Source organism: Aquamicrobium terrae (assembly GCF_052978165.1).
The window spans coordinates 2,999,532-3,024,207 of the sequence record NZ_JBRKLZ010000001.1 but is presented as its reverse complement, the minus strand read 5'-3'; the positions used below and the strand labels follow the sequence as shown (position 1 = coordinate 3,024,207).

Sequence of the window (24,676 nt, the reverse complement as noted above, 5' to 3'; positions counted from 1 at the left end):
GCTGCAGTTCGGCTTCGGCCGCGTCCTGTTCGTCATTCAGGTGGCACCAGAGGACGAATTGACGAGATACGCCGCTGCCCGCTCCAGAAGCTCCGGATCGTCTCGGAAGTGGCCCAGCCCGAAGTTGCAGCGATGGCAGAGAATACCTCTCACCCTGCCCGTCTCGTGGCAGTGATCCACGTGCAAAGACCTCTCCCGCCGGCCGCGCTCCTTCAGCCCGGTCACCTTCGCATGGCAGATCGCGCAGCCTCCGCCCTGTCTTTCGAGCAGTGCTTCGAACGCTTCCGGTGTCAGGGCAAATTCCCGCTTCAGATGCGCCGCTCGCTTTTGTGCTGGTTTCCGGCTCCGGCGCGCCTGCTCCCGCAGCTTCTCCCTGTGCTCCGGATCGTTGGCATAACGTTCGCGCCTCAGACGATTTCGCTCGGCGCGTTCTTCTGGGGAGAGTTTCGGACGCTTGTACGTCTTCTGATACTCGGCCATGTAGGCCTTCTTCTTCTCCCGATCGATCTTGTGCTTGTTCTGGTGATACCAGCTCAGCGACCGCTGCTTTTCTGATTCCCGGTTCTTCGCGTAATACTCCTGATTGTAGCTTTGCGCTGCCACTGACGAACTCCTGCACAATGGAAGACATACATTCGAGACGAGCATCCATGCTCACCCGCTTCTCTCGCGCGGCGTGCACGACGCTGGCGCCGGGATCGTTGATCAGCAGACCCTGCCCGTCCCGGTCCACGCCGGCCGCGCCATGATCGGTCGGCACCTCGTGCCAGTTCACGGTCATCTTCGGCAGGACATAGCCATCGTCGGGAAAGCCGAGGTCGGCCGGAGATTGCAGGAAGACCGCCCAGGAATTCACCCAGAGCCAGAATTCGTCCTCTTTATGTTGGTAGAGCGTGAGCTCGTTCGCCTTCTCGCTGTTGCGCTGGAAGAAGCGTGTCAACGCCTGCCCGGTATCCATGACCTGAAGGAAGCCGGCATAGTGGATCAGTTCCTTGGTCCGGTTCGGCGATGGCGTCGCGGTGGCGACGAACTTGAAGCGGACGCCCTCGAACAGCGGCAGGAACGTCTGATAGGTCTTCGTGCCGTAGCCGCGGAGGATGGCCGCTTCATCAAGCGACGCCGCGACGAACTGCCGGGGGTCGATTTTGCCGTCGCGCACGCTCTCGTAATTGGCGATGTGGATGACGTCATCGTCCGTGATCTCGTCATCGCGGCGGACGAACCGAAGCTCGATGGCGAACCCGCCACGGAACCGCTCTTTCGCCTCGTCGAAGAACTCGTGCCGGACGCCGAGCGGCAGTACGATCAGCCTACGGCCGCCGACATGCTTGCCGATCAAGCGCATAAGCTCGAGCTGGATTGAGGTCTTGTGCAGGCCGAAGGCAGCGAAGATGCCTCGGCGACCGCCCTGCAGTGCCCATTTCACGATCGCTCGACAATGCGGGGCGAGGTCGGGGTTGATGTCAGATTCATTGACATCGAAGCCGGTCGCCGGCGCGACCTTCATCTTGGCACGGAGGAAATCGAGATAAGCAGTCATTCCGCCGCCTCCCGCGCCAGCGCGATATGCCCGCAGTTCGCCGCGACCAGCGCTTCGGCCAGCGGCGGGCACACGCTGTTGCCGCAGCACGATCCCTGCACCGTGGCCGACAAAGGCGAGCCGTCCGGCCTGCGGTCGATGATGTAGCTGTCAGGAAACCCCTGCGCGCGGAACCGCTCGCGCGGCGTCAGCATGCGCATGCCGATGTCCGCGATCGCATAGGTCTGGCCGTCGATCTCGACGGCGATAAGTCCGAACCGGTCCTTGGTCGTGTCGGTGCGCAGTGGCCCATCGGCTTCTTGCCCGATCCCGTTGCCATAGTAGGTGGCGAGGAATGGTGCGATCAGGGCAGACTTGTTGACCGTGGCGGTATCCGTATGCGTCGGCTCGTCCATGGCGTGGCCGACCGAGGTCCCGAACTGGCGCATCATGTGCGCCGCCACGACCGCCTGCTGCGCACCGGCCTTCGTAAGCGTGGCGAGAGGTTCGCCTGCCGGCCGACCCGGATTGACGCCGCCAATGCGCCGGCTGTCATTGTTGTGCTGCGCCATGAAGGCGGCGACGACACCGAACTTCGGCGCGCCGGCCATGACTGTGTCGACAGGCTCGTCCGCCGCGCTGCCGACGCCGTTCTGGGTGAAGCGCGACAGGTGGACGGCGGCGACGGCGTGCTTTGCGCCACCCGCCATCTGCGTTCCGAGTGGCTTTGCCATGTCGAGCGCGCGCGGTGACTGCCCTTCCCGCTCGCCGTAGCCGGTCTGCAGCAGAGTCATCGCTGCGACGGCATGATTGCCGGAAATCGTACCCGTGCCGGTGGGTTCATCGATAGGCTTGATGCCCGAACCCCATCGCTTGACACCGCCCGGAGAAACCTCGCCATGCGCCGTCTCGACCAGATGCGCCGCCACGACGCACCCGTCCGCCTTGGCTGTCATGGTGCCGGCCGGCTCGTCGCCGCCGCGCGGCGCGCTCTGCCCCGCACGCCCGCCGCATCCGACGAAAGACGGCACGATGATCGCGTTCTGATCCTTCGGGCTGGCAGCAAGTGTGTGAAGGGGATCGCGGGCGGAACGGTTTGCACCGCCCTGCTGGGCGTAGGTCACGACAAACGGCTCTTTCGCCTCCAGCACATAGCGCACCACGCCCCGAGCGATCCGCCGCATGGTCGCATCGGCAAGAGGCCGAATGGCGCGCACACCGAACTTCTCCATGATCTCGGCCGAGGTGTCGAAGATCGACGGACACGGCAGCGACCAGTCGATGATCTCGGCAGCGGTGCGATACGGCTTCAGCTTGCCGGCGGCGATCAGCTTCGCATCCGCCGGCTTCTTCGGATCGCCATGCGTCCGCTTCGGCCATACGATAGGCAGGCCGTCGCGCCGCGCGATCATGAAGAACCGTTTGCGAATGGTCGGCGCGCCATAGTCGCAGGCGCGCAGCTCTCGCCACTGCACCTTATAGCCGGCCTTTTTCAACCGACGCGTCCATTCCTCGAAGGTGTGGCCGCGAAGCTCCACGATGGGCTTGCCGTCCTCGTAGAGCGGTCCCCACGTCACGAATTCCTCGACGTTTTCGAGGATGATGACATCCGGCTTTGCCTCCTCAGCCCATCGCACCACCACCCACGCGAGATCGCGGATATTGCGGTCCATCGGCTTGCCGCCCTTCGCCTTGGAGAAGTGCTTGCAGTCGGGCGAGGCCCAGAACAGGCCGACAGGACGCCCTCGCGTCACCTCCAGCGGCGCGACATCCCAGATGTTCGAGTCGAGATGCACGGTGTCGGGGTGGTTGATCTCATGCATGGCCAGCGCGTCGGCCGAATGGTTGATGGCATAGTCGGGCGAGCGGCCCAGCGCCATTTCGATGCCGGTGGATGCGCCGCCACCGCCAGCGAAGGAATCGATGATCATCGGCAGATCAGTCCGCATATCTGTCACCTGTCCGTTGGAGGTCCCGCCAGTCCCGCGCGCCTTCGACGTCGCGCATCGCGTCGCGGTCGATGCCGCCTGCCAATTCGTCCCGCGCGCGCCGCAATAGGTCGACGGACCAATCTGCGATCTGGTCGGCGAGTTCGGTCCATCCCTGCCCAAGATCAGAAAGCCTGCCTGTCATTGCGGCGGCTCCATCGTCGCGGCATTGAGCCGGTAGATTTCATTGAGCGCGGCAAGCTGGGTGCCGAGGCCGGGGATCGTTCTCGCGTCGGGATGGCCGGTCAGCACAAGACCGCCATTCAGAATGGCTTGCTCGACCGTGAAGGATTGCTCGACGGTCTCTTTGCCGCTGGCGTCATCGACGGCGACAACCTCCCAGAGGTCTTCGCGCCCCTTGCGCACGACGCGGGTGACCTGCCGATCCACCATGCCATACTGATAAATGACCGGAGATGTCGGTGCCGGTGAATGGTCAGGATCACCGGCGCGGACCAGACGAACGCCCTCGCCCTCCAGAAGCCGGATCAGGTGATCGGCGCGGCGCCGCACATGCTCGCATTCGTCATCAGCAAAGCGCGTCCAGTCCTGCCAGAGCGGGCGGATAAGCCCCATCCTCTCGCGCCGCATCATTTCCGCCAGTATGTCGCGGATAGGTCTTGGCTCTCCGGTCATTGGGGATCGTCCTCCCCGCAACCGCGCCCGACAGTTTCGCCATTGGGTCCGCTCGTGAATATCCGCCAATGCCGCCAGTCCTGAGGGCAATGAAAGCCCCATTCGCGGATGCGCGGCCCAGTGATGAACAGCGTCCAGCACGGCCCGTCGACAAGCTCGATCCTGTGCGCCGACGCCGCGCCGCGGAATTTCAGTTCGCCCGCCCGCCGCTCGGTACGGACATTGATGCCGCCGGCGCTGATCGTGTGTTCGACGTAGCGCCCGCGCAGTAGAATGGAGAGATTCCACCATGGATGATCGTGCAGCGCGCGATCATCGTCCGAGCGCATGAAATGGTGCAGGTAGATGTTGAAGAAGCGATTGCGCGGGATCAGCCACCAACGGCGCATGTATGGATCGGAATCACCGCCGATGATGACGCTGGGGCGTCGTCTGTCCGAAATGGCGATCAGTCGCGGCGCGGCGGTCAAAATCAAGCTCTTGATCATATCGCCCACCTCCGGCGACCGGCCTTGCGCTCAGGTCGAAAGCCCTCGGGCACGAACTGATAGCCCCGCCCCCAGACGCACTGGATGACGTCGAGACCGCCCGTCGCTTCCATGATCTTTTGCCGGAGCTTGCAGACCAGAACATCGATGACCTTGATTTCCGGCTCGTCCTCGCCCCCATAGAGCGCGTCCATGATCTGCTGTTTGGTGCGGACCTCACCCGGCCGGCGCGCCAGTTCGACAAGAATTGCCGAGGCCTTCGGGTAGACACGCAGGCTACGGCCGTCCTTTGTCTCGATCTGGCAGCGAGTGGAGACGAAGACAGCACCGGGCAGAGCGATGCGGATATGGTCGACATAGTCCCCACGCCGCTGCAGCGCCTTCAGGCGGGCGACGACCTCGCGCTCGTCGATGGTGGCCGGCTGCACGTCATCGGCGCCAGCGAACAGGACGTCGCCGCGAAGCTTGGATGCCTTCTCGATGTCGGCCACTTCCGGAAACGTGACCAACAGACGGTTCTTCACATTGCCGAGGCGAATGCCGCGCACGATCTGGGCGACCATGTCAGGCAAATGGCAGTGCAGGATCCCGAGTGCGTCGGGGTCACGGTAGAGCAGGCTGCTGAAATCCTGCACGGCATCGGCATACTGGAAACCGATGCCTATCCATGCGGTATGCAGGATATCCCGACGTAGCTTTTCGCCCGTACCGTGGAAGATCACCATCATGGTCGACCTCCCGTCGCCACGATGAAAATCACGAATACGCAGGCTGCGATGAGAATGCCGACAGCCAGGGCGCCGGCGAGAGAATGCAAGCCACGAGGCCGCGAAATGGATGGGCGAGGTTTCATGCGGCCAACTCCAGTTCCGATTGTTGGACGATGACAGCGCAGGAAGGACCGTCCGAAACCCACTGGATGGTCAACCTCTGGACGTAGCTGTCATCCTCGATGACACCCATCTCGACGAGGATGTCCTCGACGGCCTTGATGAGATTCGAGATGTCGCGCTTGCGCCTGTTCGGCTTGACGATCCCGATGGAGAGATTGACCATGCCGCGCATCTGGCGGCGACCCTGCTCAAGGATCATTTCCGCGGCCAGCTTGCGCCACGCCTTATACTGCGACGAGGGAAACCGCCCCTTTCCGTTCGGCGAGTTGACGAACAGGTTGTTCACGCTTGGCGGGAATGGAAGCTCGTAGCGGATCATGGCCGAGCCTCCGCGTTCCCGAGAACCTTGCGGCTGTTGGCGACCTGTTCGGTTTGCGTCGCCCATCGGCAGTTTCCAGGCTCGTAATTGCCGTCATTGTCGATGCGGTCGAGCGTGTGACAGGGCGTCGGTTTCGGCCCCATATCGGCGAGGAAGCATTCGAAGCCGGTGAGGCCGGCGTCGCCGTCACGCCAACGGTCGCAAACCTTGATCCCTCGGCCACCGTAGTATTTGAAATTGTCTCGCTGCGCGTTCTGGCAGCGGGCAATCATATTCGACCATGTCTTGTAGAGAGGATGGCGACCGCCGCCGGCACACATGCCATGCGTGCGGCTCAACTCAGCCGTTACTTCCCTGTGCAGACAGCCGCAGGACTTGGTCAGTCCACAACGAAGATTGTATGTGGTCGCCTCCTTGTCGCCGCCACACTCGCACCGACAAGCCCAGGTCGCTTCACCATTCGAGGTTTTCCCCGCACGGCGAAGGACCGTCAGTCGGCCGAATTTCTGACCGATAAGATCGGCACGACGAGGACGAGGATTGGTTCGACCGGGGTTCGGCCGCGCGAGTAGTTGCTCTCGACGGATGCACCCGCATGACTTCGTCTTGCCGTTTCGAAGGTTGGCGCCAAAAACGACCTTCTCGGTTCCGCAATCGCATATGCAGCGCCAGAGCAGTTTCCCGCTCCTAGACCGTCCTTCGCGAGCCAGCACGACGAGACGGCCGAAGCGTTTTCCTGTCATTCGTTCCATGATCGGCTCCTCGTTGAGGTGCCGTCTCTCCGAGCTGTCGCGTCCATTCCTCAGACGTTGCAGTCGCCGCATCGGCCAACGACAGCCCTACTCACCTCTCCCGCCATGCAGTCGGCTCGCCTCATCGTGGCTTTGCCAGTCGCACCGTTGTCCTCGGAGGTTTTCGCTTGGAATTCAGTGCTTCGCGGCTGCGGCCGCATCTTCCTTGCCCCACGCATCCGCTGCGGCCTTCGCCGCCGGGTCGGGACCCTTTTTCTTTTTCGGCTTGTCGGCAGCTTCGACGGCCGCCGCGCCCAGTGGAAGGGTCGAGAAGTCATCACCCAACGCCTTCCGGATATCGACGGCGTAGGTCCGATCCTCGTCATCCTCTATGTCGGCCAGCATGTCGCGCGCCTTGGCCTCAAGCTCCCGAGCCTTGGCGATCGCCTTCACGACGCTTTTCTTGAGACCCTGCGATTTCGCGTCTTCCAGAAGCTCCTTCTGGCGCTCGCGGATCGCCCGGCACGCCGCCATGAACTTCCCACGCTCACTGGCGACTTCGGCTTCCAGTTCCTCGAATTTATCGACGAAGGATGCTGCCTCGTCGGCCGATGCGCGGTTCTTGCCCTCAAGGATGCGAGCCATTTCAGGACAGCCTTTCTGCCGCCCGCAGGGCAGCCTTCTGACGGATGGATGTGGGGACGTAAGCAAGGCGATTGTGATCGGCGCAGTAGTTGCGGCCGTCGCGCGGGGCGCCGCAGACCAGCAAGCCGGGACCGTTCACGCCATCGACTGGCCAGCGGCAACCGGTGTTTTGAGCGAAGGGGATTGGAGCGATTTCGGCAAGCGGTGCAAAGGCAACCGCCCGGTCCACGATAGCCGGAACACCGGGATCGGCTTTACGGCTTTCAGCTTTGTTGGCGATGTTGCCGGCGTCGATATTCTGGTCAGCATCTGCCCTTCGCGCTTTCGCCCGCACCTTTCCGACGACACCGCCCCACGAACCTGTCGTCTCGCGGCTTTTCGTTGGCTTCGGCTCCGGCTTGGCAACCTTCTGCCTGCTGTTGAACTTCAGGCCCATCCGATGGGCTCTGCCAATTATCGAGTTGCGAAAGCACCCAGAGAACTTCTTCGCGATCTCGGTGGCGCTGAAACCTTCCTCGACGTACCGCCGCAGGAGTTCATCCCGAGCGCCCGGCTCCATCGTCTTCCAGTCTGGGAGGGCGCTCATTGGGCGCCTCCAGCAACTCCGGATAGATCCATTCCGCCAGCGATGCGCCCCAGAGCGCGGATTTGGTCGCTATCCAGCGGCGTACCTTCCGCGGCAAGATGAGCTGCCAGCATGTTCGCCGTGGCGGCGAGCTTGAGTTTGGCACGACGTGCCTCCTGTTCGGCGCGCAGCTCTTCGAGAGCGCGAACTTCCTCGTAATCGACCCGCCGAGCTTCAGCGAACAGCCATGACTTGACGCGGTTCCATGTCAGCTTTTCGAGCTTCCACTCGAACTGCTCCCGGGTCAACGCGCGGTGAATGGCTGAAACCTGGGCTTTCCAACCCTGATCAGGCGCGAGCAGTTTGCCGAGTTCACGGCTGTGTTTCTGGGCGAGCGCTACGCTAGACATGATGCGCCACCCCCGCGCCGAAGCCTCCGAACAAAATTCGGAGTTCTCCGAACGCGATTCCGAGATTTCCGAACCGGACATCGCCATTCTCCATTCCAGCGACAGACGTGGAGAAAGACGATGTGCAGTCAGACGAAAAAGAGAGGTGGGCCATGCCAGACAGGACAGACAGGCCCACCATGCCGGCCTTGGGCAGCCGGCAGGCGCGCTGGAAAGGAAGGAGGCGCGCCGAGCTGGTCATTGTGAACCCTCTGACGCAGAGACGGCGGAGTCCGCAACGGGTTCCGCCATGATGCGTTCAAGCAACCTTTTCACCGGCCCGCGCGGCTCGGAACCGCGCTCGATCCTCGATACGGTAGCCTGATCCACACCAAGCATCTCGGCCAACTGCTGTTGGCTCCAGTTGCGGCTTTCGCGTAATTTCTTGATCGCTTCGGGTGACATGATTGCAGATTTATGCGCATCGCATAGTTTTATGTCAATGCCCTGCGCATAACATTTTTCTGCACACTGCATAGCATGAGCTTGAGAGATGATATCGCACGGCGGCTTACGCAAGCGCGGGAGGCGGCGACGCTAGAACGCAAGGATGCTGCGGAAGCGATGGGCATCCCGTATCAAACCTATGCCGCGCACGAAAATGGCAATCGCACGTTCGACGTAGAAACAGCAGTCACTTACGCCCGGAAGTTCAAGGTTTCCCTTGATTGGCTCCTGACCGGCCACGGTCGCGGCCCTGGCGGCGAAATGTCCGAGCCGAAGATTACGGATGAGCCGCAAATTCTTGCGATGCTCGCACGCATCGAAGGGCTCACCGATACTGACATCAACGTCGCGTTCGGCGTAATTCGGCTAGCCCTTGCTAAACAGGCCGGATCAGGACAATCGGAACAGAATGATCCACCTGCGCCTGCCACTCGCCGCCGTGAAGAAGTGCCATCGCAGTAGCGATTTCAGCGGATTTCCGCTTGATAACGGTCTTGGGGTCCATCGGGGCCGCTGCCCCGGCCGCACTCCGGATGCGTGCGACGATCTCCTCGTTCCGAGTTTTGAACTTCGGTCGGATTTGATACTTGATCGCCATGCCCCACTACCTCCTTTCGAAGGAGATAGGAAAAGCTTCCTCTGGTCAAAGAGTCAAGAACGAAAAAAGAACAAACAGGAATCGATTCGGCCTTGACATGGGTCGAGCGCGCGGTTTACCCGCGCGCTCTCACGTGTACACCCTCGCGCGGATTAGATAACCTTCAAACATAGAACTCTACGTTAGACGTTCTTGGTGAATCGGTTTGATGTAGAACTCAACCTTCAACGTGTATGTCGCGCGGCATGTTTGCCGTAGCTTGGCGCTACGACTCATGCCGTCTTCAACGTCTCACGCAAATTTCAACGCTTCAGATTTGGCGCCTCTGCGCGCGCGAACCAGCATAGCCACAACAGCCAGGTAAAATTTCTATGCGATTTGCATAATTTTGCTTGACGTAGATTTATGCGTTGCGCATATTTCGGGCAAAGGAGACATCCGATGCCCGACAACCTCACCCTTGACGGCCTCATCTCGGCCCTGACGCACAAGCCAACCCTTCGCCCTCGTACTGAACCCCTGCTGCTCCGCGATGTCCTCGCGATGAAGCGCCAGCGCGGCGACAACGACATCGCCGGCTTCAAGGAGGTCTGCCGCGAGTTCGCCTACGGCCTGAATGGCACGATCTCGGGCGGCATCTGGGCGATGAACCAGTGGATCAAGGCGGCGGACGCCGGCCGGCAGCCATGGGTTGGCAAGATCACACAGGATCGCCGCCGCGCTTTCGTAGCGGATTGCGAGGCTGTTCTCGCCGGTACGTTCGGCGTCGAGTTCAAGGTGGAGGCAGCCTGATGTCCCGCTTCCTCGCCTTCCGTGATCGCTGGGCCGGCACTGTGCAGGATGTCTGCGCCGGGTGCGTGATCGCCCTCATCATCGCCGTTGCCGTCGTGGTGCTGCCATGAGCGTGCATGTCATCCTCCCCGCTGACCGCGCCGCCTGGCTCGACGCTCGCAAGCAGGACGTGACGGCATCCGTGGCCGGCGTCCTGCTGGGCATCCACCCGTATCAGACGCCTTACGGCCTCTGGGCCGAGAAGTCCGGCCGGGTCGCTTCCGACGATGCCGACAACCCCGTCCTGCGCCGTGGCCGCCTGCTCGAGCCTGTCGTGATCGAGATGCTGCGCGAGGATCGGCCGGAATGGACGGTCGAGTACCGTCGCGACAACGCCTACTACCGGCATGCCGAGGATCGGATTGGCGCGACGCCTGACGCCTTCGCAACACGGCCGGATATCTATGGCCGCGGCATCGTGCAGGTGAAGACAATAGCCGACGACAAGTTCCGGCGCGAGTGGATCGACGCGGATACTGGCGAGATTGTTCTTCCTCTCTGGATCGCCGTGCAGGCGATTGTAGAGGCCACGCTCACGGAATCGGCCTGGGCCTGTGTCGCCGTCATGGTGATCGGTCGCGGTATCGACCTGCAGATCGTCGACGTCCCGCTCAACACCCGCGTCATGGCTCGCCTGCGCCGTGAGGTACGCGAGTTCTGGCACATGGTCGATGAGGGCGTCGAGCCCAGCATTGATTGGAATCGCGACGGGGCGGCTGTGGCGGAGGTTTACCGCGACAGCATGCCGGACCGGAAAGACCTGACGACCGTAGACGGGCTCGACCTGATCGTCGGCCGGTTCGCAGCGGCGCGCGAAACTTACCGGGTCACGTCCCGGCAGGTCGAAGAGCTGCGCCCCCGGATCCTGCACGCCCTCGGCCAGGCCGAGGCGGGCTTCACCACGAACTGGAACATCACGGCGCGCACGTCCGTGCGGACTGGCCCGAACGGCCAGCCTGTGAAGTCGCGCTCGCTCCGTATCACCCCGAAGGAGAACCCCGATGCGCGTTTCTGATGCCCCCTCTCTGCTTGGCCCCGACGATCCCGGTATCGGCCACAACAAGGCACCGGTGTCCGAAATCTTCATGGAGGTCCACAAGGACCTCATCGCTGAGGTCGAAGCTCTGGCAGCCCGGGCGAACGCCGCAAAGGACAGCTTGGACGACGGCAAGGTCGCCAACGACAACGAGCGCGACACGTGGGTTTCGATTGGGCTGGCCTCGAAAAAGATCGCTAAGCACGTCTGCGACCGCCGCGACGGTGTTACCGGCCCGATCCGCGAGGAACTTAACGACTGGAACCGGCTGTTCGGCGTTAACGCCAACCCGCATCCGGAAAGCCTTCACGCTCGCTGCCTGCGCATCAAGAACGCGGCCGAGAGCTTGGCCAGCGCATATGCCGAGGAGCAGCGTCGCAAGGCCGCGGCACTTGCCGCCGCCGCTGCCGAGGCTGCCCGTCAGGAAGCCCAGCGCAAGCTTGAGGAAGCCGCCGCCAGCGAGAGCGACATCATCGCCGACGTCGCCCTGCAGGAAGCCGAGAAGGCGGAGCACAAGGCCAAGCACCTTGAGGCGCAGGCTCTCGGCGCCGGCAATGGCCCGGTACGCACGGAAGCCGGCACTATCAGCGAGCGCAAGTCCTGGGACTTCCGCATCGTCGATGTCAGCAAGGTCGATTTGAACGGCCCGCTGCGTGCTCACATCGGCATCGACGTGATCGAGAAGGCCATCCGCGCCCACATTCGCGCCAACCGGGACACGGTCCTCCTGACCGGCGTCGAAATCTTCCAATCCACCAAGGCCCAGCTCCGCTGATCGCCAGCGGCAACAGGAGACATTTGCGATGAACGCACTCACGAAATCAGAAGGTACGCGCGAAATCGACGTCGTGCGTGGCCAGTTTGATAAGATGGGCGACGAGTTCAAGGCCGTCCTTCCAGCCCATATCCCGGTCGAGCGGTTCGCCCGCGTGGTCATGACCGCGATCCAGAATAATCACCAGCTTTTGCAGGCGCCTCGGAAGGAACTGTTCAACGCCTGCATGAAGGCTGCGCAGGATGGACTTCTGCCTGACGGTCGTGAGGGAGCGCTCGTCCTTCGCAAGTCGAAGAATGGTTTCTCGATTACTTGGCAGCCGATGATTGCCGGCGTCCGGAAGAAGGCGCGCAATTCCGGAGAGATTTCGACGTGGGACGCCCATGTCGTTTTCGAAAACGACTTCTTCCAGTTCCAATTGGGCGACGCGCCTCAGATCAACCATACCTATGACCTGAAAGCCCCGCGTGGCGAGCCGGTCGGCGCCTATTCCGTCTGCGTCCTCAAGGATGGCACCAAGTCCTACGAGGTGATGTCCGCCGACGAGATCAACACGATCCGCGATCGTTCGGATGGCTGGAAGGCTTTCAAGGCCGGCTACATCAAGTCGACACCGTGGTCGACGGATTGGGGCGAGATGGCGCGGAAGACCGTTGCCAAACGGCATTCCAAGGTCTTGCCGATGTCGACCGACCTCGACGACCTGATCCGCCGCGACGACGAGCTCTATGACATGAAGGGCGCGAAGGAAGAGGCGCAGGAGCGCCGCCCGCGCTCGCTCGCTGACCGTCTGGATCAGATCGCTGACGACGATCCGGTCGATGCCGACCCAGATATCGGCGAAATCATCGACCACGAACAGAACGCGGAGCCGAATTCCCCCTCCGGCTCCGAAGGCGGCAAGGCCTCCCCCCAAGGTAAGGCCGCCAGCAAGCCGTCATCCGATCCTGCCCCCCAGTCGGATGACGGCGATCCTATCGCAAACGCTCGCCGGCGCGGTGCCGAGGCCCGCGACAAGGGCATGAGCCGCAAGGCCGTGCCGGCCGAGTTCCGTAAGGACGAGCGCCTTATGGCGGCGTTCCTCGATGGTTTCGACACTGGCGTTGCGGAAGACCGCGAGCCAGGCGCCGATGAGGAGGAATAGGCCATGGCGTGGTTCTCTCCCCTCGTCGGCCAGCGCGTCGACTTGTCGCCCGAGGAAATCCAGCCGGACGATTTCGCGGCGTCCCTCCTCGATCGTGGCCGCGCATCGGTCGAGAGCATGCTCGAGCGCTTCCGTGCCGACGAGCGCGCCTTGGTGGCCGACATCGAGGACAAGACCGAGCAGCTTCGCCAGACGCGGGTCGCCATTCAGGCCTTTGAGGCAGCCGACAAGATCCTTGTCGCTGGTGATCCCGATTTCGCCGAAGTCGAGCCGGTTCCCGAGATCGAAAAGCCGGTCATCGTGATGAAACACAAGGCGATCCGGTCATGACGACCTTTCGCGTCCATTTTTCCGATGGGGACGTGATCGACGTCCCCGCTACTTCCCCAAAAGCCGCGCGCGAGATTGCCCTCGAGAAAAAGGGTGACGGCTTCATTTCCAAAATCAAGGTCCTGAAAGGAGCCTGAAATGCCGAAATATTGCATCTTCGATACCGAGACGACTGGTCTCTTTCTGTTCAAGGATCCTGATACTGGCGCGCCGATCCCGGCCGACGATCCCCGGCAGCCGCGCTTGGCGCATTTCAGCGCGATCCTGGTCGAGGAAGACCTCAACGGCAATCTGCAGGAAGTCGAAGAGATCGACCTCTACGTGAAGCCCGACGGCTGGGAGATGCCGGCCGAAGCCGGCGCGGTGAACGGCCTGACGACGCGCGGCTTGCTCGAAGTCGGGACGCCCATTGGGACGGTGCTCGACGTCTATGCCGACATCATCGAGCGCGGCTACATCGTCGTCGCCCATAACGCCCAGTTTGATACGAAGTGCATGCGTGCAGAACTCCGCCGTGCCGGTCGGCCGGACCTGTTCGACCAGACGCCGAACATTTGCACAATGCGCGCCGCGATGGCTCTGGGCGTGAAGAAGGCGGGCGGCGGCCGTGGCTATCCCAAGCTCCCCGATTGCGCTGCGCATCTCGGTCTGGTCATCGACGACGCGCATTCGGCCAAGGGCGACACGCGCGCCACACTGGCCTTGTTTCGCCACCTGCATGCCGTCGGCGCGCTGCCGGAAGCCCGCGTTCACCTCGCCAAGGTTCCGCCGACGGCTCCTGCGTCAGTCGATCCGATTCCCGAAGCTGCTTTGCCGGAGAGCTTCTGATGAAACCGAAGATGGCTCAAAGGATTTCTTTCTACCTCTGCGACCATTGCGCCGCGGTCCACATCGCCTTTTGGCGCAACGGCAAGATATTTGCTGAGGCGATACCAGATGACATTACCGCAGTGGCGCAGGATCTCGACAACACCATCGTCGAGAGTATCGACCGACGGCTAGGCCCGTCGCCAGCTGCACATTGAGGGAGGCGACTATGGCTGCCCCCTTCACCCTCATTCGCCTGATCGACTTCGAAACGACCGGCGCTCCTACCGAGGAAGAGCGCCACGCGGTTTGCGAAGTAGGCTTCTGCGATGTCGTGCAATCTGGCGGTAGCTGGACGGTTGGCGACGTCACTTCGATGCTCGTGAACCCTCGCAGGCCGGTCGATATCGAGGCTCGCGCCGTCCACCATATCACCGATGTGGAACTTGAAGCCGCGCCAGACGTGACTGTCGGTTTCCGCGCTCTCATGGAGGGCATGGACCCGTCCTGCATGGCGTTTGCCGCGCACAATGCAGATTTCGAGCGCCAGTTTTTCGGTGGCGGCGACATCGCATGGATTTGCACGCTAAAGGCGGCTTACCGGATTTTCCCGGATGCTCCCCGCCACAGCAATCAGGTCCTCCGCTACTTCCTCGGCATCGACCTTGATGAAGCCTTGGCGATGCCGCCGCACCGCGCAGGGCCCGATGCCTACGTCACGGCTCACCTGCTGGTCCGCATCCTCGAAACTGGCATCGACCCTGCCGAACTGGTCCGCTGGTCGAACGGCCCGGCGCTGCTTCCGAAGGTGAACTTCGGCAAGCACAAGGGCTGCCGATGGGAAGATGTTCCGACCGACTACCTCGAATGGATTGCCTTCAAGTCGGACATGGATCGCGACGTCAAGGCCAACGCCAAGCACTGGCTGAAACAGAGAGGTGTCCGAGCATGAAAGTCTTCGTCGTCATGGGGAATGATTTTCCGGCTGCCGTCTTTACTACCGAACAGGCTGCGCAACTCTTCTGCCAGGAGGAAGGCGCCAAGAACGGGAAACGCAAGAGGGACGGTTACGGCGCAATCTATTGGCGCGTCTATTCGTTCGACCTTCAGGGCGAACTGGGCGAGGACGTGAAGTTCTCCGCGGTCGCTGCTTTGCGGGAGGCGCGGTGATGTGCAGGCGCTGCGAAACCCGATACCGCCGCATGCAGAAGATCGTGAGCCTTCTGCAAAAGGGTCTGGTCACCGCCGACGAGATCGCCGGAAAGGTCGGCGTTTCGTCGCGCACCGTCTACCGCTACGTGGAAGACCTGCGCCGCGAGGGCCTGCCTATCGATGGCGAGGCCGGCGTGGGCTACCTGATGCGACCAAAGCGGGAGGCTCGCCATGCCGACTGAAACCCGCACATGGTCGCCCCAGCAGGCGGCAGCGCTTGATGCCGTCAACCGCTGGTACAACAGCGGGCTCGACCGCAAGCAGGTATTCCGCGTGTTCGGTTATGCCGGAACCGGCAAAACCACCCTTGCCCGCCATTTCGCGGAAGGCCTGAAGGGCTACGTGCTCTACATGGCCTATACCGGCAAAGCCGCCATGGTCATGCGCAAGAACGGCTGCCGGGGCGCGATGACGATCCACGCCACGATATATAGCGTGGATTTCAACCCGGAGACCGGCGTCAAGAAATTCGTCCTGAAAGACGTGGACGAGCTCGCCGACGCCGCCCTGTTCGTGATCGACGAATGCTCCATGGTTGATGAGGAAATCGGCCGGGACATCCTGTCGTTCGGCGTTCCCGTTCTTGTGCTGGGCGATCCGGCCCAGCTTCCACCGGTCAAGGGTGGCGGTTTCTTCACCGAAGCCGAACCGGACTTCATGCTGACGGAAATCCACCGGCAGGCAGCCGAAAGTCCTATCGTCCGCATGGCGACGACGATCCGCGAAGGCGGCAGGCTCGACTATGGCGTCTACGGCGACAGCGAGATCATCCGGCGCGGCGAGGTGAATTCCGATCTGGTCATGAATGCGGATCAGGTCCTTGTCGGCCTGAATCGCACCCGCGCGGCCTACAACACCCGGATGCGCCAGCTTCACGGTCGTAAGGGTCCGCTGCCCGAGGCCGGCGATACCCTCGTTTGCCTCAAAAACGACCGGAACAAGGGCATTTTCAACGGCGGACTATGGACCGTCACCGAACTGCTCAAGCGCCGGCGCGGCCATCTCAACGATCATACCGTCCGCATGCACGTCACCTCGCTCGACTTTGAATCGACCGAGCCGGTCGAGGTGCGCGTGCGCAAAGAGTTCTTCGAAGGTCGCGGCAACGAGGTTCCATGGAAGGAGCTGAACGGGCTCCAGCAGTTCGACTACGGCTATGCGCTGACCGTCCACAAGGCCCAAGGCAGCCAGTGGGACAACGTCGTCCTTTTCGATGAATCCGGTTCCTTCCAATCCGACCGCGCCCGGTGGCTTTACACCGGCCTGACCCGCGCGGCCGAAAAGATCACGGTGGTGATGTGATGGCCTATGCTGCGACCACAAACGTCGCCGTCTCAAAGACCAAAGGCGAGATCGACGGGCTTCTCCGCAAGCACAAGGCGGCAGGGTTCGGCATCTTCGAGGAAGCCACCCGCGCCATGCTGGTCTTTGAGATGGCCGGCAGGCGCATTGTGTTCCACCTACCGTTGCCGAACCAGATGGATAAACGGTTCATCATGACCGAACGCGGCAAGACGCGGACGGTTGATTCCGCGATGGCCGCATGGGAGCAGGCTTGCCGCTCGCGCTGGAGGGCACTGTTCCTCTGCATCAAAGCAAAGCTGGAAAGCATCGAAAGCGGCATCGAGAGCTTCGAGGATGCATTCCTCGCTCATATCCAGATGCCCGACGGGCATTCTGTGTCCGAGCATGTGCGGCCGCGCATTGCGCAGGCGTATGAGAGCGGTTCCATGCTGCCGCTTTTGCCGGCTCCGAAGGGTGGTGCGTGATGGCTGACCTCCCCATCCTCTTCTCCGCCCCCATGGTCCGCGCCATCCTGCGCGAGATCAAGCAGCCCGGCACCGGCAAGACGCAGGCGCGGCGGTTTCTCGACATCGCCTGCGACGAGCCGCCAGCGATCGCCTACGGTGGCCGGATAATTGCCTATGATGACGGCGAGCGAGAGTATCGTTGGCCGAACACGAAAGCAGTCGGCGACCGCCTCTATGTCCGCGAGACGCTACAGGCCGCGAGCAACGACCAAGGCAAGCGCTGGCTCGCCTATGCGGCCGACGGCAAGGATGTCTGGCTGCTCACCGAATGGACCAAGCCGCGCAGCAGCGTTCCGTCGATCCACATGCCCCGCTGGGCCAGCCGCATCACCTTGATCGTCACCGATGTCCGCGTGCAGCGGTTGCAGGAGATCAGCGAGGCGGATGCACGTGCCGAAGGGCTGGAATGGGTTGCGCCCACTTGGGGCGTAAGCGGGGTGGCTGCGTCGTGGAGTGGTGATCCTCGTCTAGCCTTTGCGGGCCTTTGGGACAGCATTAACGCTGAGCGCGGCTACGGTTGGGACGCGAACCCATGGATCGCCGCCTACACCTTCCGGCCCATCTTCGGGAACATCGATCAGGTGCGGCCATGACGGAAGCTCGCACGTCCTGCATCAACCCGCGTTGCAACCGAACCTACAAGCAGGAGCATGAGGGCCAGGAGGTCATCTGCGGCAAGTGCTTTCGGTCCCTGCCGGACGCCGTTCGCACCAACCATCGCCGCTACTGGCGCGAATACCGGAAGTGGGATCGCCGCATCAAGCGGACCCGCGACGAGCTGAAGATCCTCCACATGCGCGTCATCCGCGACCGCTTCGGCACCATGATCGACTGTCATTGGGATGCGGAGATCAAGCCGTACTTCCTGTCGCCTGAGAAGCCCGAAGGCCTCGACGCGTTTCTAGAGGAGGTCGGGCTGTGAATCCGACCCTCGTTCACCGCTACGCCTTTCCCGTTCACGAGGCCATCGAAACCCTGCTGGGCGACGCCGTCGGCGACTGCGAAGCCTGGCGCATCCGCATCGAGGGCGACGAAGTCGTCATCGACGTGGTCGCGCCGGCACCGGGAATCGTCCCGACGACGGACGATGTGACGTCCCTCGCCTCCGATGAGGCGGGAAAAATTAACATGCAGGATCCTGCACCCGAACTGAAAGGCGGCGCCCTCGCCCGCCGTGCGGCCATCACCTGCGCCGAGCGCGGCTTCCGGACCTTCCTTGGTGTCTCCAGCGCAGAAGAGGCGAAGATCGACGTCTGCCGCCGCTGCGGGATCACGACGCGGAAGATGCTCGACCACGACGAGCGCGCCGCCGCGATCTGGGACGACATCATCGGCAAATATCGATTGTGGCTGGAGGGTCACGATGTCGGCCTGGATGACCTCGGAGTTGTGTGATGGCGCGCCAGATCATTAGCAATCCACCGCCACTCGACCCTCTGGCGATCTCGCCAGACAAGCCACTTCGGCTAGACATTGCGGCAAAGATGGCATTTCCTGATGGCTCAATGGGAGCGGCCGGACTTCGCAAGGAGCGCGACCGCGGCAACCTGGTCACGGAAATGATCGCTGGCAAGGAATATGTGACCTTGGCTGAGATCGAGAGAATGAGGGAAAGATGTCGCGTCCAGCGAAAGGCGCCCGACTTATCTGGCGCAAGGAAAGCCGCAAAGCCGACGGCACCCTCCGAAGCAGCGCAGGCTGGTACATTGAAGATGGTGGGAAGCGATCCAGCACAGGCCTTGGCCGTGATGACCGCGATGAAGCTGAAAAACAGCTCGCCGCATATATCGCGGCCAAATACTCGCCAGCGCGCCAGCGCGATCGTGACCCCGATCAGGTCAAAATAGCCGATGTCGTCACGGTTTACCTCGATGAGGTTGCCCCCAACCACGCGAAGCCCAAAGAGACCGCCAGCCGCATGTTGGCGGTCTTGAAGTTCTTCGAAGGGAAAACGCTGGCGCAGATCAACGGAAAGATCTGCCGTGCCTATGCCGACCAAGCATCGTCGCTTTCAGTCGCGCGCCGCCAACTAGAGGATCTTCGCGCTGCTATCAAGCATTACCACGCGGAGGGGTATGTCACGACGATCCCGGCCGTAGTTGTGCCGGACAAGCCCGAGGCCCGCATAAGATGGTTGACCAGAGACGAGGCCGCAAAGCTGTTGCGTGCCGCTTGGCGAATGAGGCAGACATGGAAGGGGCAGGAGAGCGATCGCCGCACCGGTCAGCACTTGGCGAGGTTTATTCTCGTAGGTCTGTACACGGGCACGCGGTCAGCCGCGATCTGCGGAGCAGCAATGTCTCCAGATGCGGGTGTAGGCTTCGTGGATCTCGAACGCGGAGTTTTCTATCGTAAGGGCCAAGGGCAGAAGGAGACGAAGAAGCGACAACCGGCCGTTCGCATCCCCGACCGGCTCCTTGCCCACATGCGCCGATGGGCAAGGACACCCGTGAAGGTGAAAACCGAGGCCCGTGGTAAGAGCAAGACCGTCGGTCGGATGATCTCCCACGACTATGTGGTCGAGTGGAACGGCAAGCCTATCGGTTCTGTAAAGAAGGCGTTCAAGGCCGCATGCGAAGCTGCCGGTCTTGGCTGGTACGAGGATGGGATATTTGTCACCGACGTCACGCCGCACGTGCTTCGCCACACGGCGGCAACCTGGCTGATGAAGAACGGGGCAAGCCTAACTGAGGCCGCCGACTATCTCGGGATGACGGAAGCCGTCCTTCGAAACACATACTATCACCAGCATCCGGATTTCCAGGCCGAGGCGGCATCCCGAATAACTGCCAAGGCGCCCCTGCCCCGACACCTGAGCAATATTGTCAGGCTTGGATAGCCCACCTTTTACCCGCCTGGAAACCCACCTGAAACTCCGGAATTGAACGTGAACAAACGGGTGGAACTGGAATCAGGAATGGCGGAAATGCGCGGTTTTGGTGGAAGGTAACTTTGTTCGGGACGATGGGGTCGCAGGTTCAAATCCTGCCACTCCGACCAGTCGAAAATCTCCCGAAAAAGCCGATTTCCTCAATAAATTCATGGCGATAGACGATATCGGCCATGAGAACATGTGACCAAGAAAGCGCGTCACACGTCACACATGTGACTTGGGCTGTTCCAGGCGGGTCAGGAATCGGCGGCACCTCCTAGATCCTCTCGTGACGGAACCTATCTCCAGAGCCGTCATTCTCCTCTCATGACGAGTTGGAGAAGAACGATGGTTGAGAAAACCGAATATGAAAGCGGGGCTCGAAAACCGATGCCCAAACGCAACCGGGACGAGAATGACAACGTCTCGGATAAAGCCGCCGAAAACAGGCGCCCGCCAGGCGGGATCGGGAACAGCGACACCAATCCGCCCCGTGATGTGCGGGAAGCGCCGGCTCCAAACCCTCAGGGAGACGCCGGAACCTCCGATCAAAAACCCCGTTGGGAAGGCCCGCCTGAGAACCGGCCGCGAGGATACCTGCCTGCAAAGGACAATCCCGAAAAGGATCGCGACGCCGCGGGTGAGAATCTGAAAGATCCAGAAAAGCGCGACCTTGGTGACGCGCTCAAGAAAAAGGGCGGTTGAAAGGGCAGCCGACCGCCTTCGGTTCAGGGTTAAAACTAAGGAGAGCAATGCGATGATTTTGAAGCACGGTCTTTGGGTCCTGGTCGCAGATGGAGAAAAGGCCCTTTTCCTCAGAAACCATGGAGACACCGAATTCCCTGATTTCAAAGTCATGCGGGAACTGGAGCAGGCCAATCCACCGACCAGAGAACAGGGAACGGAACGGCCCGGCCGCCACAGCGACGGACCGTCGGCCCACAACAGCGCCTACGAGGAAACCGACTGGCATCGCATCGGCAAGGAACGTTTCGCCGACCAGATCGCCGACCGGCTCTACGTGCTGGCCCATGCCGTCCGTTTCGAGAAAATCGTCATCATCGCGCCTCCGCAAGTGCTGGGCGAGTTGCGGAAGCAACTGCATGAGGAGGTGACATCGCGGGTCGCCGCCGAAATCCCCAAGACGCTGACAAATCACCCGATCGCCGAGATCGAAGAGATGTTGAAGGCTGCATGAAGCATTTGATAGCCTGCTCCTCTCGCAGGAATATTTGCCGATGCCCAACCTGAAGGCGTTCGCGCAGGAAGTCTTCGCTTCGCAACCATTCACCCGCTGGATCGGAGCGAAGTTGCTTTCGGTCGGCGCGGACCATGCCGAGATCGGCCTGACCATTTCCGGCCATCACCGCCAACAGCACGGCTTTGTTCATGGAGGCGTGCTGAGTTATCTTGCGGACAACGCGCTGACATTTGCCGGCGGGCTCGCCCTCGGCGGTGACGCCTTGACCTCCGAATTCAAGATCAACTACCTGCGGCCGGCAAGGGGCGACTATCTTGTCGCCCGGGCAAGAACCGTCGGCAAAGGGAAACGCCAGGCCGTCTGCCAATGCGAAATCCTCTCCCGGGAAGACGGCGGGGAGCAGCTTTGCGCGATCGCGCAGGGAACGATCCTGCCGGTTGGGCCGTGAGGCATACCGCCTCGTCGCCGGCTTCCTGCGGCAGGGTCGGCGCGAGTCGCAAAATGACCTTATTTCATTGCGGAACGGGGCCCCTTGGCCCTGCATTTCCCCTCCAGCATTGGGTGTCTGAAAGGAGAAATCCCATGAAACCGCTTCTTGCTACTTTTGCCGTTTGCGCCACCCTTGCCGGCCTCGGCGTGGCCAACGCTCAGGATACGGTGATTGTCCCCTCCCAGCCCAGCGAAACGATTGTCATCCAACCCGAGCAGCGCACCGTCATTCGCGAATATGTGACGCAGAATCCGGTCGCCTCCGTCGAAATCCTGGGGCTGGAGTTGAATCTGGGCGCCAAGGTGCCCGAAACGGTAGTGCTTCACGAGGTTCCGGAAGTCGACTACCGCTATGCCGTCGTCGAGGGGCGGACGATCGTCGTCGACCCCGCCACGAACGAGATTGTCGATATCATCGAATAGCTACTGCCCCGGCAGGGCTGGCCCGCGAATGGGACAGCCCTGCCGTTCTGATCTCCCGAGGCCGCTTCAGCGGGCCATCGCCCGCGAGGGGACCGGGCGTCTTCCTGTACCGATCGCAATCTCCGGGTTTGACACGGTCAGGACTTCATGTCATGATTATGACATGAAGTCTGGATCGAGACCAATTACACTCAGGGAAGAGCAGGCAGCCATGACCCGCGACAGGATCGTGCGCGCCTTGGTCGAGTTGCTCGAAGACGATGAAATCGATCAGATATCGATGGCTGCCCTGGCGCGGGCGGCCAATGTGGCCGAAAGAACGATATTCCGCCATTTTCCTACCCGGGCGGACCTGATCTCGGCTGCCGGCGAATGGATCAGCGCGAACATCTTCAGGCTCATTCCCTCCAGCGGACCCGAGGACCTGTCAAACGGGTTCCGCCAGGCATGCGCGCAATTCGACAAGCATCCCCGTCTGGCGCATGCCATCGCCGTCAGCCGAGTGGGGCGCACGGCCCGCAGCGAATTCCGAAAGCAATTCATCGAACTGAGCCGGGACGTTCTGGCGCCGCTGACCAGCGGCCTCAGCGAGAAAGAACGACGCCGCGCCGAGGCTGTCGTGACATATCTGGACAACGTGCTGGCCTGGCACACGTTGCGCGAGGAATTCGGGATGTCCGGCCAGGAAGTGGCCGACACCATTCAATGGGCGATGGACCTCGTATTCGACCATCTGCGTCGTACGGCTCCAGACGCTGGCAGGACAGGTGAAAGCTAGCCTGACCTAGGAATCTCAGACCGCAACCCGAGGGAGGAGACTCGAGTGTCCAAATTACCGACCATGCTGATCGGCATGGGCGTACCGATCCTTTTGATCGTAATCGTCCCGCCTTTCCTGAACGACCCCAACCTTACCTGGCAAGGCATCCCGGTCCTGTTGCTGTGGATGTTCCTGTGCATCCCGGCAACGGCCCTGTGTCTCATCGTCTGCTGGTACTGCTTCGACCGCCAGCACTACGTCGGCGCCGAGGAAGATCAGCCATGATGATCTTCGTCTTCGTACTGGTGATGGCTCTGTCGATTGCCGCCGCGGCCGCGGCCCGCTTCGGCATCAAGAACCTCGACATTAATCACATGCTGGTAGCCGGCAGGTCCATGCCCGCCTTTCTGGTCTTCGTCCTTGCCGTGGGCGAGGTTTACTCCATCGGCTCCATCCTGGCTTTCCCGGCGGGGATATATGCCAAGGGCCTGGAAAGCGCCTATTGGTACATGGGCTATCTGCTGCTTGCCTATCCCTTCGCCTATTTTACCGCGCCCCTGATCTGGCGCGCCGCCAAGCGGCACAATGCGCTTACGGTTCCGGAAGTGTTCGGACGACATTTTGAAAGCCGCAATCTCGAAATCGTCATGTCGATCGGGGCCTTGATCGCGGTTGCGACATGGGGGCAATTCCAGTTCGTCGGTATCCAGGTGGCTCTCGGCGAACTGGGGCTTGAACTGAGCCCGGCCGGTCTCCTCGGTGCTGCCGGGTGCCTGGCCTTCGTCTACGTCGGTCTCGCCGGGGTGAAAGGCTCCGCCTTTGTCGCCTTCATCAAGGACATCGCAATGATGGTCGGCATCGTCGCCGTCGGCGTTGCTGCCTTCTGGGCGATCTGGGGTGCGCCGGCGGAGCCCATGCCGATATCGATGCCCGCGAGCCATTTGAGCATGACCGGGCCCGCCCTCACCTTCGCGATCACCACGATCCTGTTCCAGGGATTCGGGCTCTATTTGCAGCCTTCGGTCAGCCCCTTTGTCTTTACGGGAAAATCCGAGGCGGCGGTGAAGAGCGCGACCGTCTTCATGCCCCTCTATCTCATCATGTTGCCGTTTGGCGCCATCGTCGCCCTTTATGCACTCACGGCCTTTCCCAATGCCGAGAACGCAAACCGGATTTTCCTCGATATCGCCCACGGCCTCCTGCCGCCATGGCTGGTCGGCTTCGTGATAGCGGGCGCCTGTCTTGCCGGTATCCTGGTGCTTTCCGTCAACGCGCTCAGCTGTTCCGCAATCGTCACGCGCAATCTCCTGCCAAGCGTGCCGGTGACGGCGCAGCGCCGGTGGACGCGAATCACGATCGCGGTGTTCCTCATCGTTGCCGCCTCGCTGACGCTCGTCGTGCCGAAGCTGATGATCGGCGTCCTCAACTTCAGCAACTATATCGCAATCCAGTTCGGCGCAGCGTGGCTTGCCGTCTTCTTCGGTCGCCGTGTTTCGGCAACTTCGGTTGGCAGCGGCCTGGTCGTCGGCGTGGTGGCAGCGGTCGTGCTCTATGCAACGGAAGTGGACCTTGGAGGCGCCAATGTCGGCCTCGTGGCCTTTGCCGCCAATCTCGCAATCACTTTCGGGCTGGACTGGCTGATGCCGTCGAAGACGCCCTGCAAGCCAGTCGCGCTCGGCAACAACGCATCGGCTGCGTGAAAGAAGA

At 61.7% G+C, this 24,676-nt stretch carries 38 protein-coding genes; 26 read left to right on the top strand and 12 right to left on the bottom strand.

Annotated elements, in window-relative coordinates; translation table 11 throughout:
- Window positions 1–36 precede the first annotated feature (36 nt).
- Window positions 37–480 carry an endonuclease VII domain-containing protein gene (locus ACVCNR_RS14825; protein ID WP_447075708.1) on the bottom strand — a complete coding sequence of 148 codons (444 nt, stop codon included), beginning with the start codon at window positions 478–480 and terminating at the stop codon, window positions 37–39.
- 265 nt (window positions 481–745) lie between these two features.
- Between ACVCNR_RS14825 and ACVCNR_RS14820 the strand changes: the two genes are divergently transcribed.
- Entirely contained in the window at window positions 746–1,363 is a 618-nt protein-coding gene (locus ACVCNR_RS14820) for a hypothetical protein (RefSeq protein ID WP_447075308.1), read from the top strand.
- A 173-nt stretch (window positions 1,364–1,536) separates the two neighbouring features.
- On the opposite strand, the gene ACVCNR_RS14815 is transcribed toward ACVCNR_RS14820, so the two are convergent.
- The 11 genes from ACVCNR_RS14815 to relB form a co-directional block, all read right to left on the bottom strand.
- Window positions 1,537–3,468, bottom strand: a complete 1,932-nt coding sequence (locus ACVCNR_RS14815) for a DNA cytosine methyltransferase (RefSeq protein ID WP_447075307.1) — start codon at window positions 3,466–3,468, stop codon at window positions 1,537–1,539.
- Window positions 3,458–3,652: a hypothetical protein gene (locus ACVCNR_RS14810; RefSeq protein ID WP_447075306.1), complete on the bottom strand. Its 195-nt coding sequence runs from the start codon at window positions 3,650–3,652 to the stop codon at window positions 3,458–3,460. The genes ACVCNR_RS14815 and ACVCNR_RS14810 overlap by 11 nt, the downstream gene beginning before the upstream one ends.
- On the bottom strand, window positions 3,649–4,101 hold the full coding sequence (locus ACVCNR_RS14805; protein ID WP_447075305.1) for a hypothetical protein: 453 nt from the start codon (window positions 4,099–4,101) through the stop codon (window positions 3,649–3,651). Before ACVCNR_RS14805 ends, ACVCNR_RS14810 begins: the two co-directional genes overlap by 4 nt.
- 38 nt (window positions 4,102–4,139) lie before the next feature.
- Window positions 4,140–4,631 (bottom strand): hypothetical protein, encoded by a 492-nt coding sequence (locus ACVCNR_RS14800; protein ID WP_447075304.1) that lies wholly within the window; start codon window positions 4,629–4,631, stop codon window positions 4,140–4,142.
- Window positions 4,628–5,359 (bottom strand): winged helix-turn-helix transcriptional regulator, encoded by a 732-nt coding sequence (locus tag ACVCNR_RS14795; RefSeq protein ID WP_447075303.1) that lies wholly within the window; start codon window positions 5,357–5,359, stop codon window positions 4,628–4,630. The genes ACVCNR_RS14800 and ACVCNR_RS14795 overlap by 4 nt, the downstream gene beginning before the upstream one ends.
- 121 nt (window positions 5,360–5,480) lie before the next feature.
- Window positions 5,481–5,843 (bottom strand): RusA family crossover junction endodeoxyribonuclease, encoded by a 363-nt coding sequence (locus ACVCNR_RS14790; protein WP_447075302.1) that lies wholly within the window; start codon window positions 5,841–5,843, stop codon window positions 5,481–5,483.
- The gene (locus ACVCNR_RS14785) at window positions 5,840–6,595 is read right to left on the bottom strand and encodes a hypothetical protein (protein WP_447075301.1); all 756 of its coding nucleotides are present in this window, start codon (window positions 6,593–6,595) and stop codon (window positions 5,840–5,842) included. Before ACVCNR_RS14785 ends, ACVCNR_RS14790 begins: the two co-directional genes overlap by 4 nt.
- Window positions 6,596–6,769: 174 nt before the next feature.
- Window positions 6,770–7,219: a hypothetical protein gene (locus tag ACVCNR_RS14780; protein WP_447075300.1), complete on the bottom strand. Its 450-nt coding sequence runs from the start codon at window positions 7,217–7,219 to the stop codon at window positions 6,770–6,772.
- Between the two features lies 1 nt (window position 7,220).
- Window positions 7,221–7,805, bottom strand: coding sequence for a GcrA family cell cycle regulator (locus ACVCNR_RS14775; RefSeq protein WP_447075299.1), 585 nt, complete (start codon window positions 7,803–7,805; stop codon window positions 7,221–7,223).
- Window positions 7,802–8,275 carry a hypothetical protein gene (locus ACVCNR_RS14770; RefSeq protein ID WP_447075298.1) on the bottom strand — a complete coding sequence of 158 codons (474 nt, stop codon included), beginning with the start codon at window positions 8,273–8,275 and terminating at the stop codon, window positions 7,802–7,804. The genes ACVCNR_RS14775 and ACVCNR_RS14770 overlap by 4 nt, the downstream gene beginning before the upstream one ends.
- A gap of 156 nt (window positions 8,276–8,431) precedes the next feature.
- A complete protein-coding gene (gene relB / locus ACVCNR_RS14765; RefSeq protein ID WP_447075297.1) occupies window positions 8,432–8,710 on the bottom strand; it encodes a type II toxin-antitoxin system RelB family anti-toxin in 279 nt (92 codons plus the stop codon).
- 3 nt (window positions 8,711–8,713) lie between these two features.
- Here relB and ACVCNR_RS14760 point away from each other — a divergent pair, with 3 nt between their 5' ends.
- The 25 genes from ACVCNR_RS14760 (at window position 8,714) to ACVCNR_RS14640 (ending at window position 24,669) form a co-directional block, all read left to right on the top strand.
- Window positions 8,714–9,142, top strand: coding sequence for a helix-turn-helix domain-containing protein (locus ACVCNR_RS14760; protein ID WP_447075296.1), 429 nt, complete (start codon window positions 8,714–8,716; stop codon window positions 9,140–9,142).
- 577 nt (window positions 9,143–9,719) lie between these two features.
- Window positions 9,720–10,070 carry a hypothetical protein gene (locus ACVCNR_RS14755; RefSeq protein ID WP_447075295.1) on the top strand — a complete coding sequence of 117 codons (351 nt, stop codon included), beginning with the start codon at window positions 9,720–9,722 and terminating at the stop codon, window positions 10,068–10,070.
- Between the two features lie 106 nt (window positions 10,071–10,176).
- Window positions 10,177–11,124: a YqaJ viral recombinase family nuclease gene (locus ACVCNR_RS14750; RefSeq protein ID WP_447075294.1), complete on the top strand. Its 948-nt coding sequence runs from the start codon at window positions 10,177–10,179 to the stop codon at window positions 11,122–11,124.
- Window positions 11,125–11,179: 55 nt separating this feature from the next.
- The gene (locus ACVCNR_RS14745) at window positions 11,180–11,920 is read left to right on the top strand and encodes a hypothetical protein (protein WP_447075293.1); all 741 of its coding nucleotides are present in this window, start codon (window positions 11,180–11,182) and stop codon (window positions 11,918–11,920) included.
- A gap of 28 nt (window positions 11,921–11,948) precedes the next feature.
- Entirely contained in the window at window positions 11,949–13,064 is a 1,116-nt protein-coding gene (recT, locus tag ACVCNR_RS14740; RefSeq protein ID WP_447075292.1) for a phage-derived integrase/recombinase RecT, read from the top strand.
- Between the two features lie 3 nt (window positions 13,065–13,067).
- Complete coding sequence (locus ACVCNR_RS14735; RefSeq protein WP_447075291.1) at window positions 13,068–13,394, top strand: hypothetical protein; 327 nt, start codon at window positions 13,068–13,070, stop codon at window positions 13,392–13,394.
- Complete coding sequence (locus tag ACVCNR_RS14730; RefSeq protein WP_447075290.1) at window positions 13,391–13,531, top strand: hypothetical protein; 141 nt, start codon at window positions 13,391–13,393, stop codon at window positions 13,529–13,531. Before ACVCNR_RS14735 ends, ACVCNR_RS14730 begins: the two co-directional genes overlap by 4 nt.
- A 1-nt stretch (window position 13,532) precedes the next feature.
- Complete coding sequence (locus ACVCNR_RS14725; protein ID WP_447075289.1) at window positions 13,533–14,222, top strand: 3'-5' exonuclease; 690 nt, start codon at window positions 13,533–13,535, stop codon at window positions 14,220–14,222.
- Entirely contained in the window at window positions 14,222–14,419 is a 198-nt protein-coding gene (locus tag ACVCNR_RS14720) for a hypothetical protein (protein ID WP_447075288.1), read from the top strand. The genes ACVCNR_RS14725 and ACVCNR_RS14720 overlap by 1 nt, the downstream gene beginning before the upstream one ends.
- A gap of 11 nt (window positions 14,420–14,430) precedes the next feature.
- The gene (locus ACVCNR_RS14715; protein WP_447075287.1) at window positions 14,431–15,153 is read left to right on the top strand and encodes an exonuclease domain-containing protein; all 723 of its coding nucleotides are present in this window, start codon (window positions 14,431–14,433) and stop codon (window positions 15,151–15,153) included.
- On the top strand, window positions 15,150–15,371 hold the full coding sequence (locus tag ACVCNR_RS14710) for a hypothetical protein (protein WP_447075286.1): 222 nt from the start codon (window positions 15,150–15,152) through the stop codon (window positions 15,369–15,371). Before ACVCNR_RS14715 ends, ACVCNR_RS14710 begins: the two co-directional genes overlap by 4 nt.
- The gene (locus tag ACVCNR_RS14705) at window positions 15,371–15,595 is read left to right on the top strand and encodes a helix-turn-helix domain-containing protein (protein ID WP_514373608.1); all 225 of its coding nucleotides are present in this window, start codon (window positions 15,371–15,373) and stop codon (window positions 15,593–15,595) included. The genes ACVCNR_RS14710 and ACVCNR_RS14705 overlap by 1 nt, the downstream gene beginning before the upstream one ends.
- Window positions 15,585–16,715 carry an ATP-dependent DNA helicase gene (locus ACVCNR_RS14700; protein ID WP_447075284.1) on the top strand — a complete coding sequence of 377 codons (1,131 nt, stop codon included), beginning with the start codon at window positions 15,585–15,587 and terminating at the stop codon, window positions 16,713–16,715. Before ACVCNR_RS14705 ends, ACVCNR_RS14700 begins: the two co-directional genes overlap by 11 nt.
- The gene (locus tag ACVCNR_RS14695) at window positions 16,715–17,182 is read left to right on the top strand and encodes a hypothetical protein (RefSeq protein ID WP_447075283.1); all 468 of its coding nucleotides are present in this window, start codon (window positions 16,715–16,717) and stop codon (window positions 17,180–17,182) included. Before ACVCNR_RS14700 ends, ACVCNR_RS14695 begins: the two co-directional genes overlap by 1 nt.
- Window positions 17,182–17,817: an ASCH domain-containing protein gene (locus ACVCNR_RS14690; RefSeq protein WP_447075282.1), complete on the top strand. Its 636-nt coding sequence runs from the start codon at window positions 17,182–17,184 to the stop codon at window positions 17,815–17,817. The genes ACVCNR_RS14695 and ACVCNR_RS14690 overlap by 1 nt, the downstream gene beginning before the upstream one ends.
- Window positions 17,814–18,146: a hypothetical protein gene (locus ACVCNR_RS14685; protein WP_447075281.1), complete on the top strand. Its 333-nt coding sequence runs from the start codon at window positions 17,814–17,816 to the stop codon at window positions 18,144–18,146. The genes ACVCNR_RS14690 and ACVCNR_RS14685 overlap by 4 nt, the downstream gene beginning before the upstream one ends.
- Window positions 18,143–18,619 carry a hypothetical protein gene (locus tag ACVCNR_RS14680; protein ID WP_447075280.1) on the top strand — a complete coding sequence of 159 codons (477 nt, stop codon included), beginning with the start codon at window positions 18,143–18,145 and terminating at the stop codon, window positions 18,617–18,619. Before ACVCNR_RS14685 ends, ACVCNR_RS14680 begins: the two co-directional genes overlap by 4 nt.
- Before the next feature lie 220 nt (window positions 18,620–18,839).
- A complete protein-coding gene (locus ACVCNR_RS14675) occupies window positions 18,840–20,063 on the top strand; it encodes a tyrosine-type recombinase/integrase (protein WP_447075279.1) in 1,224 nt (407 codons plus the stop codon).
- A gap of 531 nt (window positions 20,064–20,594) precedes the next feature.
- Complete coding sequence (locus ACVCNR_RS14670) at window positions 20,595–20,801, top strand: hypothetical protein (protein ID WP_354193060.1); 207 nt, start codon at window positions 20,595–20,597, stop codon at window positions 20,799–20,801.
- A gap of 52 nt (window positions 20,802–20,853) precedes the next feature.
- Window positions 20,854–21,294, top strand: coding sequence for a host attachment family protein (locus tag ACVCNR_RS14665; protein WP_354193061.1), 441 nt, complete (start codon window positions 20,854–20,856; stop codon window positions 21,292–21,294).
- Window positions 21,295–21,334: 40 nt separating this feature from the next.
- The gene (locus ACVCNR_RS14660; RefSeq protein ID WP_354193008.1) at window positions 21,335–21,745 is read left to right on the top strand and encodes a PaaI family thioesterase; all 411 of its coding nucleotides are present in this window, start codon (window positions 21,335–21,337) and stop codon (window positions 21,743–21,745) included.
- Between the two features lie 134 nt (window positions 21,746–21,879).
- Window positions 21,880–22,209 (top strand): DUF1236 domain-containing protein, encoded by a 330-nt coding sequence (locus ACVCNR_RS14655; protein ID WP_354193009.1) that lies wholly within the window; start codon window positions 21,880–21,882, stop codon window positions 22,207–22,209.
- Between the two features lie 211 nt (window positions 22,210–22,420).
- Window positions 22,421–22,987, top strand: coding sequence for a TetR/AcrR family transcriptional regulator (locus tag ACVCNR_RS14650; RefSeq protein WP_354193010.1), 567 nt, complete (start codon window positions 22,421–22,423; stop codon window positions 22,985–22,987).
- A gap of 45 nt (window positions 22,988–23,032) precedes the next feature.
- Window positions 23,033–23,254 carry a DUF3311 domain-containing protein gene (locus ACVCNR_RS14645; protein ID WP_354193011.1) on the top strand — a complete coding sequence of 74 codons (222 nt, stop codon included), beginning with the start codon at window positions 23,033–23,035 and terminating at the stop codon, window positions 23,252–23,254.
- Entirely contained in the window at window positions 23,251–24,669 is a 1,419-nt protein-coding gene (locus tag ACVCNR_RS14640) for a sodium:solute symporter family protein (RefSeq protein WP_447075278.1), read from the top strand. Before ACVCNR_RS14645 ends, ACVCNR_RS14640 begins: the two co-directional genes overlap by 4 nt.
- Window positions 24,670–24,676: the final 7 nt, after the last annotated feature.